3 protein-coding genes (1 of these 3 cut by a window edge) are annotated in these 16,230 nt (G+C 77.8%); all 3 read left to right on the top strand.

The genetic code is table 11. From position 1 onward, the window contains the following. Tightly spaced (each overlapping or abutting the next), the 3 genes in view from ACLBX8_RS18170 to ACLBX8_RS18160 form a layout consistent with a single transcriptional unit that may run on beyond the window. Positions 1-3,875: the 3' portion of an amino acid adenylation domain-containing protein gene (locus ACLBX8_RS18170; protein WP_447715593.1), read on the top strand. 2,725 nt of this gene lie to the left of the window's left edge; only the last 3,875 of its 6,600 coding nucleotides appear in the window; the start codon falls outside the window, past its left edge; it ends in the stop codon at positions 3,873-3,875. Next, positions 3,872-12,115: an amino acid adenylation domain-containing protein gene (locus tag ACLBX8_RS18165; RefSeq protein ID WP_447715592.1), complete on the top strand. Its 8,244-nt coding sequence runs from the start codon at positions 3,872-3,874 to the stop codon at positions 12,113-12,115. The genes ACLBX8_RS18170 and ACLBX8_RS18165 overlap by 4 nt, the downstream gene beginning before the upstream one ends. Further along, positions 12,112-16,230 carry an amino acid adenylation domain-containing protein gene (locus ACLBX8_RS18160; RefSeq protein WP_447715591.1) on the top strand — a complete coding sequence of 1,373 codons (4,119 nt, stop codon included), beginning with the start codon at positions 12,112-12,114 and terminating at the stop codon, positions 16,228-16,230. The genes ACLBX8_RS18165 and ACLBX8_RS18160 overlap by 4 nt, the downstream gene beginning before the upstream one ends.

Raw genomic sequence — 16,230 nt, 5'->3', positions numbered from 1 at the left:
GCACCGGCGACCGGGCGGCGTGGCGGGCGGACGGGCAGCTCGACTACCGCGGGCGGGCGGACGATCAGGTCAAGATCCGCGGCCAGCGCGTGGAGCCGGGCGAGGCGGCCGCCGCGCTGCGGGCGCTGCCGGGTGTCGCCGAGGCGGCGGTGGTCGCCCGTCCCGGTCCGGACGGGGGGCTGCGGCTGGTGGGCTACGCGGTGCCGGCGGCCGGCGGCGTCCTCGACGAGCCCGCGCTGCAGCGGGCCCTGGCCGACACGCTGCCCGACGCGCTGCGCCCCGCCCGCATCCTCGCCCTGCCCGCCCTGCCGGTCTCCGCCAACGGGAAGCTCGACCCAGGACGGCTCCCCGAACCCGACTGGGCGGGCGCGGGTCGGCGCGGGCCGCGCACCGCGCGCGAGGCGGCCGTGGCGCTGGCCTTCGCGCAGGTGCTCGGCCTCGACGCGGTCGGGGTCGACGACGGCTTCTTCGACCTCGGCGGGCACTCGCTGCTCGCCACGCGCCTCGTCAGCCGGCTGCGCGCGGCGCTCGGCGTCGAGCTGCCGCTGCGCGCCGTGTTCGAGGCCCCGACGGTCGCGGCGCTGAGCGGGTGGATCGCCGCGGGCGGCGACGCGGCCGGTGAGGCGGCCGGACACGTCGGCCCCGCGCGCACGCCCCTCGTCGCGCGCCCGCGGCCGGACGTCGTCCCACTCTCCGCGGCCCAGACCCGGATGTGGCTGCTGTCGCGGATCGACGGCGCGCATCCCTACACCATCCCGATCGCGCTCCGCCTCACGGGTCCGCTCGACGCCGACGCGCTGCGCGCGGCCCTCGCCGACGTGGTGGCGCGCCACGAGAGCCTGCGGACCCGCATCGTCGCGATCGACGGGGCGCCGGCGCAGCAGGTCCTGCCGCCCGACGCGGCGCGGCCCGGCCTCGACCTGCGCGCGGCGGACCCGGAATCGTGGCCGGACGCGCTGTCCGCGGCGGCGCGCGCGCCCTTCGACCTGGCCGTCGACCTGCCGATCCGCGCGCGGCTGTACCGGTTCGGCCCGGACGCGCACGGGCTCCTCCTCCTGATCCACCACGTCGCCGCCGACGGCTGGTCGCTGACTCCGCTGATGCGCGATCTCGCGGCGGCCTACGCGGCGCGGTGCCGCGGCTCGGCGCCGGAGCGCCCGGCCCTGCCGGTGCAGTACGCGGACTACGCGCTCTGGCAGCGCGACCGTCTCGGCGACGAGGCCGACCCGGACAGCCTGATCGCCCGCGAGATCGGCTACTGGCGCCCGCAGCTCGCGGGGCTGCCCGAAGGCCTCGCGCTGCCCACCGACCGGCCGCGCCCGGCGACGGCGAGCCACCGCGGGCGGCGCGTGCCCCTCGCCCTCGGGCCGGATCTCCACCGCGCGCTGGCGGATCTCGCGCGGCGCGAGCGGGCGAGCCTCTTCATGGTGCTCCAGGCCGGCCTGTCGGCGCTCCTGACCCGCCTGGGCGCGGGCGAGGACATCCCGCTCGGGAGCCCGATCGCGGGCCGCACGGACGAGGCCCTCGACGGCCTCGTCGGCTGCTTCGTCAACACGCTCGTGCTGCGGACCGACACGTCCGGCGACCCGAGCGGCCGCGATCTCGTGGGGCGCGCCCGCGCCGTCGCGCTCAAGGCCTACGCGCACCAGGACGTGCCCTTCGAGCGCCTCGTGGAGGTGCTGAACCCGCCGCGCTCGCTCGCGCGCCATCCGCTGTTCCAGGTCATGCTGGCCCTTCAGGACGGCGTGCCGGATTCCTTCGATCTGGCCGGCCTGCGCGCCGTCCCGGATCCGGTCGGCGCCGGGGCCGCGCGGTTCGACCTCGCCTTCGACCTCGTCGAGCGGCGCGGGGCCGACGGGACGGAGGCGGGCGTCGTCGGCCACCTCGAATACGCCACGGACCTCTTCGAAGAAGCCGGCGCGACCCGCCTCGCGGACCGGTTCGCGCGGCTGCTCGCGGCCCTGGCGGCCGCGCCGGACCGGGCAATCGGGGATCTCGACCTGTTCGAGGCCGGCGAGCGGCGACAGGTCGTGACGGACTGGAACGCGACGGCGCGGGCGGTGCCGCCCGAGACCCTGCCGGCCCTCGTCGCCGCGCAGGCGGCCCGCACGCCGGAGGCCGTCGCCCTGGTGGCCGGTTCGGAGGTGATGCGCTACGCGGAGCTCGAGGCCCGCGCCAACCGGATCGCCCACGCGCTCATCGCCCGCGGGATCGGACCGGAGGACATCGTGGCGGTGGCGCTGCCGCGCGGGCCGGACCTCGTCGCGGCACTGCTGGGCGTGCTCAAGGCCGGGGCGGCCTACCTGCCCCTCGACCCGGGCTACCCCGCGGAGCGGCTCGCCCTCATGCTGGCCGATGCCCGGCCCGCCGGCCTCGTGACCGTCGACGCGTGGCCGCGGCCGGACGGCCTGCCCGCCCTGGTGCTCGACGCCCCGGACGGGCGCGCGGCGCTCGCGGCCGCGCCGGCCCGCGCGCCGACCGACCGGGACCGGGCGCGCCCGCTCGTGCCGGCCCATCCCGCCTACGTGATCTACACGTCCGGCTCCACGGGCCGGCCCAAGGGGGTCGTTGTCCCGCATGCCGGCCTGACCAACCTGCTGCACGACCTCGTCGATCGCCTCGGCGTGACGCCGGCGGACCGGCTGCTCGCCGTCACCACGGTCGGCTTCGACATCGCGGGCCTGGAACTGTTCGGGCCGCTGCTCCGCGGCGCGCGCGTGGTGCTCACCGGGCGGGACGACGTGCTCGATCCCGGGCGTCTGGCGCGGCTCGTCCGCGAGGCGGGCATCACGCTGATGCAGGCCACGCCGACCCTGTGGCGCGGTCTCGCGGAGACGGACGCCCTGCGCGGCGTGCGGGTGCTGGTGGGCGGCGAGGCGCTGCCGCCCGACCTCGCGGGCGCCCTGAGCGCGCGGGCGGCGCGGGTGACCAACCTCTACGGCCCGACCGAGACCACGATCTGGTCCACGGCGGCCGAGATCGTGCCCGGCGCGGAGGCCGTCACCGTCGGCGCGCCCCTGTGGAACACGCAGGCCTATATCCTCGACGGCGGCCTGCGGCCGGTCCCGCCGGGCACGGTCGGCGAACTCTACCTCGCGGGCGCCGGGCTCGCCCGCGGGTATCTCGGGCGGCCGGGGCTCACGGCCGAGCGCTTCGTCCCCTGCCCCTTCGGGCCGCCCGGCGCGCGCATGTACCGGACCGGCGACCGCGCGCGCTGGCGCGCGGACGGGGCCCTCGACTACCGCGGCCGCGTCGACCACCAAGTGAAGATCCGCGGCGTGCGCATCGAGCCCGGCGAGGTCGAGGCGGCGCTGATCGCGCAACCCGGCGTCGCGCAGGCCGTCGTGACCGCGCGGCAGGACCGGCCCGGCGACGCGCGGCTGGTGGCCCACGTCGTCCCTGGCCCCGGGGCGGCGCTCGACCCCGCGGAGCTGCGCCGGGCGCTCGCCGCGACGCTGCCGGACGCGATGGTGCCGGCGGCCGTCGTGACGCTCGATGCCCTGCCGCTGACCCCCAACGGCAAGGTCGACCGCGCCGCCCTGCCGGCGCCGGAGCCGGTCGCCGACCCGGCCGCCGACCCGCCGCGGACCGGGACGGAGCGCCGCCTCGCCGCTGTCTGGGCCGAGGTGCTGAACCTCCCCTCGGTCGGGCGCGGCGACAACTTCTTCGCCCTGGGCGGGCACTCGCTCCTCGTCGCCCGGGTCGTCGCGCGCCTGAGCGAGGCGCACGGCATCGCCCTGCCCCTGCGCGCCGTCTTCGAGGCGCGCACCCTGGCGGATCTCGCGGTCGCGATCGACGGCCGGGACGCGGGTGGCGCGGACGCCGACATCGACGCGATGAGCGACCTCCTCGACGCGCTGGAACACGCCGAATGACTGACACCGGCCCCTCGCGGGACGACCAGCTGCGCGCCCTGGCGGCGCGCTTCTCCGCGCTGCCCGACGGCAAGCGCCGCCGGTTCGTGCAGGACCTCGCCGCGCGCGGCCTCGACGCGGACCGCCTGCCGATCCTGCCCGCGGAGGGCGGCGACGCGGGACCGCTCTCCGACGCGCAGCGCCGGTTCTGGCTCCTCTGGCAGCTCGACCCGGAGAGCCCGGCCTATCACATCGTCGGCGCGCTGCGCCTGACCGGTCCGCTCGACCCCGAGGCGCTGGACCGGGCGTTCGCCGGCGCCGTCGCCCGTCACGCGGGCCTGCGCGCGCGCTTCCCCCTGCGCGACGGGGAGCCGGTGCAGCAGGTCGACCCGGCGGGCACGTTCGCGATGGCCCGCCACGACCTGACCGGCTGCGACGCGGCCGAGGCGCGGGCGCGCCGCGCCGCGATCGAGGCGGTAGTCGAGCGGGCGCCCTTCGACCTCGCGCGCGGGCCCCTGCTGCGCGCCGCCCTGGTGCGCGAGGCGCCGGATCGGCACGTCGTCTTCCTGACCCTGCACCACATCGTCGGCGACGCCGTGTCGATGGACCTGCTGATCGACGCGGTCGCCACCGGCTACGGATCCGACGCGCCGGAGAGCGCGGCCCCCGCCATCACCTACGCGGATTACGCCGCCTGGCAGGCGCGGATGCTGGACGCGGGCGCCCAGGCCGCGAGCCTCGAGTTCTGGACGGACCTCCTCGGCACGGAGCACCCCGTCCTCGCCCTGCCCGCCGACCGGCCGCGCCCCGACGTGCCCAGCTTCACCGGGGAGACGCTGACCTTCCCGCTGCCGCCCGCGACCGCGGCGGGCATCCGCGCCCTGGCCCGCCGCCGCGGCGCGACCGCGTTCCACGTCCTCGCCGCCGGCTTCGCGATCCTGCTCCAGCGCCTCGGCGGCGAGCGCGCTCTCCGCCTGGGCGTGCCGGTGGCGAACCGCACCCGGCCCGAGACCGCGGGCGTGATCGGCAGCTTCGCCAACACCCTGGTGCTGCCCTTCGCGTTCGACCCGCTGGACAGCTTCGCCGCGTGCGTGGAGGCGACGCGGGCGCTCCTCGTGGAAGCCCAGGCCCATCAATCCGTGCCGTTCGAGCGGCTCGTGAGCGCCCTGAGCCCCGACCGGCATCCGGGCCGCAATCCCCTGTTCCAGGCGATCGTCCAGCACCTGCAGGAGCGCCCGCTCGCCACGATCCGCGTCGGCGACCTGTCGGTCGAGCGCGTCCCCCGCGCCACCGGCAGCGCCCACGTGGATCTCGGCCTGACCACGCTGGAGGAGGCGCAGGGCGGCTTCACCGCGCACCTCACCTACGCCCGCGACCTGTTCGACGCGGCCACCGTCGCGCGCTGGCGCGACCATTTCCTGACCCTGCTGGGCAGCCTCGTCGCGGCGCCGGACGCGCCGATCCACGGGGCGCCCCTGCTCACACCGGGCGAGATCGCGCGGCTGAACCCGCCCTCCGCGCCGCCCGAGGTCGACGGGCAGCCCGTTCACGTGACCATCGCGGGGTTCGCGCGCACGGACCCCGAACGGACCGCGGTGATCTTCGCCGATCGCGCCACGAGCCGCGGCGCGCTGGACGCCGAGGCGAACCGCCTCGCGCACCGTCTCGCCGAGGCCGGCATCGGCCCGGACACGGTCGTCGCCGTGATGCTGCCCCGCTCGCCCGGCCTGCTCGCCGCCTATCTCGGCGTGCTCAAGGCGGGCGGCGCCTACCTGCCGCTCGGGCTCGACCTGCCGGACGCGCGGATCGCCGCGATGGTCGCCGACAGCGGCGCGCGCGTCCTCGTCACGGATCGCGCCCATGCCGGCCGCGGGCCAGCCGGGGTCCGGCAGATCCTGATCGACGCGGACGCGCCGGACGCGGAAGCGGGGCCTCCACCCCCGGTGGCGCTCCACCCGGAGAACCTCGCCTACCTGATCTACACCTCCGGCTCGACGGGGAAGCCGAAGGCGGTGGCGGTCGCGCACGGCCCCCTCGCGATGCACGTCCGCGCGACCGCGCCGCTCTACGAGATGGACGCGGACTCCCGCGAGTTCCACTTCATCACCTTCAACTTCGACGGCGGGCACGAGCGCTGGCTGACGGCGCTCGCCTGCGGCGCCAGCCTCGTGCTCCGCGACGACGCGCTCTGGTCGCCGGCGGAGGTGTTCGCGGCGTTCCGCCGGCACGGCGTGACCAATGCCGGCTTCCCGCCGAGCTACGTCCGGGAACTGACGCGCTGGGCCGAGCAGGAGGGCGGCGCGCCGACCCTCGACCTGCTCTCCTTCGGCGGCGAGGCGATGCCGCGCGACGAGCTCGCGCGCGTCAACCGCGCCCTCGGGCCGCGCCGCCTCATCAACGGCTACGGGCCGACCGAGACCGTGGTGACGCCGCTCGTCTGGAAGGTCCCCGCCGGCACGACCTGCGACACGCCCTACGCGCCGATCGGCAGCCCGGTGGGCGACCGGACGGCCTGGATCCTCGACGACGCGCTGCACCCGGTGCCGGTTGGGGTGGTGGGCGAGCTCTACATCGGCGGCACCGGCCTCGCCCGCGGCTATCTCGCACGCCCCGGCCTGACCGCCGAGCGCTTCGTGCCCGACCCGTTCGGAAGGCCCGGCGCGCGCCTCTACCGCACCGGAGACCGCGCCGCACGCCGCCCCGACGGCGCCCTCGACTACCGCGGACGCGCCGACGAGCAGGTCAAGATCCGCGGCCAGCGCGTCGAGCCCGGCGAGGTCGCCGCCGCCCTGCGCGCACAACCCGGCATCGCCCAGGCCGCCGTCGTCGCCCGCCGCAGACCCGACGGCCCCGCGCGGCTCGTGGCCTACGCGGTGCCCGCGCCGGGCGCGCACCCCGACCCGCAGGAGCTGCGCCGCGCCCTGGCCCGCGCCCTGCCCGAGGCCCTGGTGCCGGCCGCGATCCTCCTGCTCGACGCCCTGCCGCTCTCGACGAGCGGCAAGCTCGACGCCCGCGCCCTGCCCGAGCCCGACGCGGACGTGCCCGCCCGGGACGCCGACCCGCCGCGCACGGCGACCGAGCGGCGCCTCGCCGATCTCTGGGCCGCGGTGCTCGGCCTGCCCAGGCCCGACACGCTCGCCCGGTCCGACACCTTCTTCGAGCGCGGCGGCGATTCCATCCTCGCCCTCCAGCTCGTCACGCGCGCCCGTCAGGCCGGCCTGACGCTCACCCCCCGCGACGTGTTCACCCACCAGAGCCTCGCCGCCCTCGCCGCGCACGCCGAGCGCCAGGGCGCACGCCCGGCGCTCCCCGCGCGCGACGCGGCGACCGATCCGGGCCTCGAGGCCGGCCCGGTGCCGCTGACCCCGATCCAGAGCTGGTTCCTGGCCGCGCCGATGCCGCGGCGCGCGCACTGGAACATGGCCGTGCTGCTCGTCCCGCGGGCGCGCCTCGCGGCGGACCGCGTCGCGGAGGCGCTCGCCGCGCTGTCCACCGCCCATCCGGCCCTGCGGCTGCGCTTCGCGCAGGCGGCCGACGGCGGCTGGCGGCAGACCTGCACCGCAGCCGACGCCGTCGCGGCCGCCGGGTCGCTGTGGCGCCGCGAGGCCCGGGACGCGGCCGCCCTGGCGGCGCTGGCCGAGGCCGCGCAGACGAGCCTCGACCTCGCCCGCGGGCCGGTGCTGCGCGCCGTCCTGGTCGATCCGGCCCCGGACGGCGGGCAGCGCCTCCTTTTCGTCGCCCACCACCTCGTGGTCGACGCCGTCTCCTGGCGCATCCTGGTGGCGGATCTCGCCCTGGCCCTCGCGGGGCGGACCCTGCCGGCGCCCGCGACCTCCTTCCCCGCCTGGGCCCGGCACCTCGACGCCCTGGCCCGGGATCCGGCCGAGGCCGACCGCCGCCGCGCCTGGGCCGAGGCCTGGGCGGCGCAGCTCGCGCCGCCCGCATGGGGCCTCGAACCTGCCCGGCCCGACGCCCCCAACGTCGAATCCGCCCAGACCGAGATCGCCGACAGCCTCGACGCCGACGCCACCGACGCCTTCCTCCGCCGGGCCGGCCGGCCCTACCGCACGCGCCCCGACGAACTCCTGCTCGCGGCGCTCGCGGTGGCGGTGTCGCGCCGCTGCGGCGGGCGAGCCGTGCGCGTCGTGATCGAGGGCCACGGTCGCGATGCCGACGCCCTGGCGGACAGCTTGGCGGACAGCTTGGCGGACGCGGCCGGCGAGGCGGCGCGCCACGACCTGAGCCGGACGGTGGGCTGGTTCACCACGCTGGTGCCGCTGCGGCTCGACCCCCTCGGCGGCGAGCCGGACCTGCCGCCGGACGACGCCGCCCGCGGCCACGCCCTCGGTCTCCTCCTCGGCCGCGCCCTCTGCCGGGTGAAGGAAGCCCGCCGCGCCCTGCCCCAGCCCGACCTCAGCCACGACCTCCTGCGCCACGGCCCCGTCGCGGACCTGCGCCACCGCATCGCCGCAACCCCCGAGCCCGGCATCCTCCTCAACTACCTCGGCCAGATCGACGCCGACCGCGCCGACCCCGACGCGCCCTTCGCCCTCGCCCCCGAGAGCGCGGGGCCCATGCGCGACCCCCACAGCCCCGCGGGCGCCGAGCTCACCCTCACCGCCCTCGTGCGCGCCGGCCGCCTCCACCTCGCCTGGCGCTTCAGCCCCGACCGCCACGACGCCGCCGCCATCGCCGCCATCGCCCGCGATACCCGGCACACCCTCCAGGCCCTCGTCGCCCACTGCGCCGATCCGCGAACCCCGCGCCGGCCCACCCCCGCCGACCTGCCCCTCGCCCGCCTCGACCAACCCGGCCTCGACGCACTCCTCGCCAACCACGCGCTGGCCCCCGATAGCCTCGCCGACCTCTACCCGCTCACCCCCCTGCAGGAGGGCCTGCTCTTCCACGCCCGCCTCGCCCCCGGGGACGCGGCCTACCGCAACCAGGTCCGCCTCGACCTCGAACCCCTCGATCCCGACCGCTTCGCCCGCGCCGTCCGCGCCACCCTCGAGCGCCACGACGTCCTGCGCACCGCCATCCTCGACCCCGCCGACGGCCCGCCCCTCCAGGCCGTCCTCGACCCCGTGCCCCTGCCCCTCGCACGCCTCGACTGGACCGGGGCGCCGTCGAGCCAGGATGCGCCGCACGAGGACGCCCCGGACGAGGATGCCCGCGCCGACCGCCTCGCCGCGCGCCTCGCCGACCGCCTCGCCGCCCTGGCCGCCGAGGAGCGCGCCCGGCCCTTCGACCTCGCCCGGGCCCCGCTCCTGCGCCTCGTCCTGGTCCGCACCGGACCGGACCGCCACCACCTCGTGCTCACCGTCCACCACCTGATCCTCGACGGATGGAGCACCGCCCGCCTCGTCGCCGAGGTGCTCGCCCGCTACCGCGGAGAGGAACCCGAGCCCGTCACAGGACGCTTCGCCGACTACCTCGCCTGGCTCGCCCGCCAGCCGCGGGCCGCCGCCGAGCGCTTCTGGCAGGACGCCCTCGCCGGCCTCGACGCCCCCACCCGCCTCGCCGACACCTTCGACCCACCCGGCACGCCCGGCGCCCGCGACGGACAGCGCCCGCCCGGCCACGGCGAAGTCCGGCATCACGGCGAGGTCCGGCACCGGGTGCCGCCGGCCGCCGCCGGGCGGCTGCTCGCCCGCGCCCGGGCCGCGCACCTCACCCTCAACACCTGCGTCCAGGCCGCCTGGGCCCGGCTCGTGGCCGCCCGCACCGGGCAGGCGCGGGTCGCCTTCGGCACGACCGTGGCCGGGCGCCCGGCCGACCTGCCCGGGGCCGAGACCGTGCTCGGGCTGTTCATCAACACCCTGCCGGTGGTCGTGGACCTCGACCCGGCCCAGCCCCTCGGCGCGTGGCTGGCGGGCGTGCAGGAGGCCGGTCTCGGCCTGCGCGAGCACGGCCACCTGCCCCTGGCCGCCATCCAGCGCCTCGCCGGCGCCGCGGGCACGGGCATGGGCACAGGGACGGGCACAGGGACGGGCGGCCTGTTCGACAGCCTCGTGGTGTTCGAGAACTACCCCGTCGACCAAGCCCTCGCCGCCGCGCGCCACGGACGGGACGGCGACGGAAACGGAAACGGCGACGCTGCCGACCCGCACGCCTTGCGTCTCGGCCCGGCCATCGTCGCCGAGACCACGCACTACCCCGTCACCCTGGTGGTCCACCCGGAGACCGGCCCCGACGGGACGCGGCTGGCCCTGCGCCTGAGCTACGCCGCCGACCGCCTGGGACACGCGGATGCCGAGGCGCTGCTCGCCGCCTTCGTGGCCCAGCTCGCCGCCCTGGCCGAGGCCGACCCGGCAACCCCGCTCGGGGCGCTGCCGCCGCCGCTGCCCGACAGCGACCGGGCGATGATCGGCTCGGCGAACGCGACCGCGCGGGCCTACCCGGACGGCGCCGGCGACGTCCTCGCCGCCTTCGCAGGCCACTTGGCGCACGACCCGGACGCGATCGCGGTGACCGACGGGCAGGGCGCGCTCACCCGCCGCGCCCTCGACAGCGCGGCCTCCGCGCTGGCCCGCCGCCTCGCCCGCGCCGGGGCCGGTCCCGACACTCTGGTCGGCGTCGGGCTGGAGCGGTCCTGCGCGCTGCTCGTCGCCTGGCTCGCCGTTCTCAAGACGGGGGCCGCGATCCTGCCCCTCAACCCCGAGCTGCCGCGCCCGCGCCTCGTCGCGACCGCCCGCGAGTCGGCCCTGCGCCTCCTCGTCACCGAGTCCGGCCTGGCCGCGCGGATGCCCGGGCCGGCGGAGCTTCCGGACCTGCAGATCCTCACCCCGGATCTGGCAGAGGCGGCGGACGATCCCGCCCTGCCGGCCGCGGCGGCGCACCCGGACGCCCTGGCCTACCTCATCTACACGTCCGGCTCGACCGGCACGCCCAAGGGCTGCGCCAACACCCGCGCCGCCATCGCCAACCGCCTCGCCTGGATGCGGGCCCATTTCGCGGTCGGCCCCGCCGACGTGATCCTGCACAAGACCCCGGTCTCCTTCGACGTCGCCGTCTGGGAGATCCTCCTGCCCCTCGTCAGCGGCGCACGCCTCGTCATGGCGCCGCCGCAGGCCCACCGCGATCCGGACGCGCTGGCCGCCCTGATCCGGCGGGAGGCGGTGACGATCGTGCACTTCGTGCCCGCCCTGCTGGAGGCGTTCCTGGCGTCCGGCCGGCTCGCCGCCTGCCCGAGCCTGTCCCGCATCGTGTGCAGCGGCGAGGCGCTCGCCCCCGACCTCGCGGCCGCCGTCCGCGCCCAGAGCCGGGCCGACCTGGCGAATCTCTACGGGCCGACGGAGGCGGCCATCGACGTCAGCGCCTGGACCTGCGGGCCCGAGCCGGACGCCCCGCGGGTGCCGATCGGGCACCCGATCGCCAACACGCAGCTCCACGTCCTCGACGACGCGCTGCACCCGGTGCCGGTTGGGGTAGTGGGCGAGCTCTACATCGGCGGCACCGGCCTCGCCCGCGGCTACCTCGGACGCCCCGGCCTGACCGCCGAGCGCTTCGTGCCCGACCCGTTCGGAAGGCCCGGCGCGCGCCTCTACCGCACCGGAGACCGCGCCGCACGCCGCCCCGACGGCGCCCTCGACTACCTCGGACGCGCCGACGAGCAGGTCAAGATCCGCGGACAGCGCGTCGAGCCCGGCGAGGTCGCCGCCGCCCTGCGCGCGCAGCCCGGCATCGCCCAGGCCGCCGTCGTCGCCCGCCGCAGACCCGACGGCCCCGCGCGGCTCGTGGCCTACGCGGTGCCCGCGCCGGGCGCGCACCCCGACCCGCAGGAGCTGCGCCGCGCCCTGGCCCGCGACCTGCCCGAGGCCCTGGTGCCGGCCGCGATCGTCCTGCTCGGCGCCCTGCCGCTCTCGACGAGCGGCAAGCTCGACGCCCGCGCCCTGCCCGAGCCCGACGCGGACGCGCCCGCCCGGGACGCCGACCCGCCGCGCACGGCGACCGAGCGGCGCCTCGCCGATCTCTGGGCCGCGGTGCTCGGCCTGCCCGGCCCCGACGCCGTCGCCCGGTCCGACACCTTCTTCGAGCGCGGCGGCGATTCCATCCTCGTCATGAAGCTCGTCGCCGCCGTCCAGGAGAGCCTGGGACCGCGCCTGCCGCTGCGCGCGGTCTTCGATCACCCGACGCTGGCGGATCTGGCCGCCCGGATCGACGCAGACGGCAGCACCGGCGGGGCCGGGGTGGCCGACCTCACCGACATGGAGAGCTGGCTCGACGCGATCGAGACGGCGGCAGGAGCGACGCGGACATGACCCTTCAGGCCACGCAGATCGCGCGACGCTTCGCCCGGCTCGCGCCGGAGCAGCGCCGGGCCTTCCTCGCCAAGCTCGCCGAGAACGGGATCGACTTCGCCACCCTGCCGATCGTCCCGGCGGACGGCGACAGGACGGCGCTGCCGCTCTCGGCGGCGCAGCGCGGCCTGTGGCTGACCTGGCAACGCGAGCCCCTGAGCCCAGCCTACAACCTGACCGGCATCGTCGAGATCGCCGGGACCCTCGATCCGGCGCGGCTCCAGGCCGCCGTCGACGACCTCGTGCGGCGCCACGAGCCGCTGCGCACCACCTTCGGGCTGGATCCGCAGGGCGAGCCGTGCCAGCGCGTCCACCCGGCCGCCCCGGTCCCGATCCGGGTCCGCGAGGGGCTCGGCGCCGCCGGCAGCGACGCCCTCGCGGAGGCCCTGGCCCGCACGCCGTTCGATCTGGAGGCCGGCCCCCTGCTCCGCGTCGAGCTGCACCGCCTCGGGGACGGCACCGACCGGATCCTGCTCGGCCTGCACCACATCGCCGCCGACGGGCAGTCGATCCCCCTGCTGCTGCGCGACCTCGACGCCCTGTACGCGGCCCGGTCGCGGGAGGCGGGGGCCGACGGCCTGCCGCCGCTGCTCGTGCAGTACGCGGATTACGCCCTCTGGCAGCACGGCCGGCTCGAGGCCGGGGAGGCCGAGCGCCAGGCCGCGTACTGGCGCTCGGAGCTGGGCGCGTCCCCGGCCGAGACGCCGCTGCCCCTCGACCGGCCCCGCCGCGCGGAGCGCGCCGCTTCGGGCGGGATCCACGCGTTCCGGATCCCGCCCGAAGTGAGCGAGGCCCTGCGGAGCCTCGCCCGCCGCGAGGGCGCGACGCCGTTCATGGCCGCTCTCGCGGGGTTCGCCCTGACGCTGGCCCGCTACGGCGACGGCGCGGACGTGCGCGTCGGCCTGCCGCTCGCCGACCGCGCGCGGCCCGAGACGCGCGGCATGGTCGGCCACCTGACGGGCATCGGGGTCCTGCGGGCCCGCGTCGACCCGCGCGACGGGTTCCGCGCCCATCTCCGGCAGGTCCGCGATCGGCTGCTGGCCGCCCAGGCGCACGCCGATCTGCCGTTCGACCGGATCGTCGCGGCGTCGGCGACGGAGCGCCGGCCCGGGCTCCACCCGCTGTTCCAGGTCAAGGTCACCGAGCAGGCCGCGCCCCCGCCCGACGCCCGGTTCGCCGGACGGCCGATGCGGCTGCGCGGCCTCGACGGGGGCGACGTCCACTTCGACCTCAGCCTCGATCTCGTCGATTCCGCCGAGGGCCTGTGCGGCCGCTTGGCCTTCGCCCGCGACCTGTTCGACCCCGAGACCGTCGCGGGCCTGGCCGAGGCCTTCGCGACGCTGCTCGCCGCGGCGGTGGCCGAACCCGACCGCCCGCTCTACGCGTTGGCGTGCCCCGCCCCGGCCGCGGCGACGGACCCGGCCGCGCCCGACGGGGTCGCGCCCGACGTGGTCGCGGCCTGGCGCGCCCGCGCGGCCGAGGCGCCGGAGGCGCCCGCCCTGCGGCAGGGCCGGCGCTCCCACAGCCGGGCCGAGCTGGATGCCGCCTCGGACCGCCTCGCCGCGCGGCTGGCCGCGGACGGAGCGGGGCCGGAGACGCGGGTCGCCCTCCATCTCGGCCGCGGCCCCGAATGGGTGCTCGGCCTCCTGGCGATCCTCAAGACCGGCGCCGCCTACGTGCCGATCGATCCCGGCCTCCCGGCCGCCCGCCGGGCCGACCTCGTGGCCGAGTGCGGGGCCTGCCTCGTCCTGGGCGAGCCGGTCCCGGGCGACCGGCCCGACCGGCCGGTGATCGCGGCGCGCTTCGACCCGGCCGAGGACGCAGCGGCCCCGCCCTTCGCGGCCGCGCCGCCGCATCCCGACGCGGCGGCCTACATCCTCTACACCTCGGGTTCCACGGGCCGGCCCAAGGGGGTCGTCGTGACCCGCGGCGGCCTCGCGCAGTACGTGGCCGGGATGCTCGCGCGCGTCGGCCTGCCCGTCGGCGGCCGCGTCGCGATGGCCTCGACCGTTGCGGCCGACCTGGGCAACACCGTGCTGTTCGGCGCGCTGGCCGGCGGCTCGGAACTCGACCTCCTCGACCACGAGACCGCCCTCGACCCCGACCGCTTCGCCGCCGCGGTCGGGGGGGACGCGGCCGGGGGCCGGAGGATCGACGCCCTGAAGATCGCGCCGAGCCACCTCGGCGCGCTGCTCCAGGCGGCCGACCCCGCCGCCGCGCTGCCAGAACGGCTCATCATCCTCGGCGGCGAGGCGCTGCGCTGGCCCCTCGTCGACCGGATCGCCGCGCTGAAGCCCGGCTGCCGGGTGGTCAACCATTACGGGCCGACCGAGGCGACGGTCGGCGCGCTGTGCCAGGAGGTCCGCGCGGGGGCGGAACACCGGGGCGGTGCGCTCGGCCCGGAGGACGGGGCCGGACGCTGGGCCGGCGGCGCGCCCATCGGGACGCCGCTCCCGGGCGTCCGCGCGCGCGTGCTCGACGGATTCCTCGCATCGGTGCCGCCGGGCGCGACGGGGGAGCTCTACCTCGGCGGGCCGCAGGTCGCGCGGGGCTATCTCGACCGGCCGGGCCTCACCGCCGAGCGGTTCGTTCCGGACCCTTACGCCGGCCCCGGGGCGCGCCTCTACCGGACCGGCGACCGCGTCCGGCTTCTCCGCGACGGCAGCCTCGCCTTCGTGGGCCGGGCCGACGACCAGGTGAAGATCCGGGGCCACCGGGTCGAGCCCGGCGAGGCGGCCGCGGCCCTGCGCGAGCTTCCGGGAATCCGCGACGCCGCCGTCATCGCGCTCGCCGAACCGGAGGCCGACGGGGCGGAGGGCCCGCGCCTCGCCGGCTACGTCGTGGCCGATCCGGACCTCGACCTCGCCGCGGTCGGCGCCCGGCTCGCCGAGCGCCTGCCGCCGGCCCTCGTGCCGACGAGCCTGACCCGGCTCGACGCGCTGCCCCTGACCCCCAACGGCAAGCTCGACCGGCGCGCCCTGGCTTCGCTGGAGGCGGCGCGCGGGACGGACGGGAAGGATCCGCCCCGGGACGGGACGGAACGGGCACTCGCCGCCCTCTGGGCCGACCTCCTCGGCCTGGATCCGTCCGCGATCGGCCGCCACGACGCCTTCGCCGACCTCGGCGGCGACTCGATCCTGAGCCTGAAGATGCTCGCGCGCATCCGCCGGCAGGGCGTCGCGGGGAGCAAGACCCTCACCCTCGCCCAGATCCTCGGCGCGAAGAGCCTCGCCGAGCTCGCCGAACGCGTCGCGCCGGCGGCTCCGCGCGGGCCGGAGATCGTGCATCTCCGCCGCGAGGGCGGACGGATTCCGCTCTTCTGCGTCCCCGGCCTGATCGCCAACGCCACCGAGTTCGCCGCGCTGGCCGCGCGGCTCGGCCCGGAGCGGCCGGTCCACGGCTTCGTCAGCCACGTCTACACGGAGGCGCGCTGGCAGGGGTACGATGTGCCCGCGCTGAGCGGCGCCTACGCGGAGTGCATCGCCGCGCACGCGCCGGGCGGCCGGTGCGCGCTGGTCGGCTGGTCGTCCGGCGGCGACCTCGCCTACGAGACCGCGCGCCGTCTCGACGGGCGCGTGCGCGTCGACTTCCTGGGCCTCGTGGACGTGTTCGAGTCGGTGCCCTTCGCGGCGCCGCGGACCCTGGACGCGGACGCGCGGGCGCTGGCCGCGCGGCGGCGCGCGGACTGGCTGGAGGGCTCGCGGATGGCCGAGCAGTGGCGCGGGCTGATCGCCCGCATGGACGCGGACGAGCGGGAGGCGCTCGACGCCTACCTCATCGACAACCCGGAGCTGCCCGCGGACGGGCCCGACCTGACGGCGCGCGAGTTCGAGCTGTGGGCCCTCCTGGACAAGCGCGTGCGGGCCAAGCGCCACGCCTTCGCGCCGCTGGCGCGGCCCGTGCACGTCTTCCAGGCCGCTGATTCGCTGACGCGACCGGAGCGCCTGCGCGACTGGAGCGCGCTGGCGCCGGTCGCGGACCTGAGGATCATTCCCGGCGCGCGGCACCTGGACATCCTCCGGAGCACCGCGTTCCAGGACGCGTTCGCCGAGGCCCTCGACGCGGCCGAAGCCTGA

The organism is Methylobacterium sp. D48H, from assembly GCF_053345715.1.
This window is presented reverse-complemented; position numbering and strand designations above follow the sequence as displayed.

Bases quoted from the DNA above. Each gene is read 5' to 3' on its own strand.
- ACLBX8_RS18165 (WP_447715592.1), top strand. From the start codon at position 3,872: ATGACTGACACCGGCCCCTCGCGGGACGACCAGCTGCGCGCCCTGGCG.
- ACLBX8_RS18160 (WP_447715591.1), top strand. From the start codon at position 12,112: ATGACCCTTCAGGCCACGCAGATCGCGCGACGCTTCGCCCGGCTCGCG.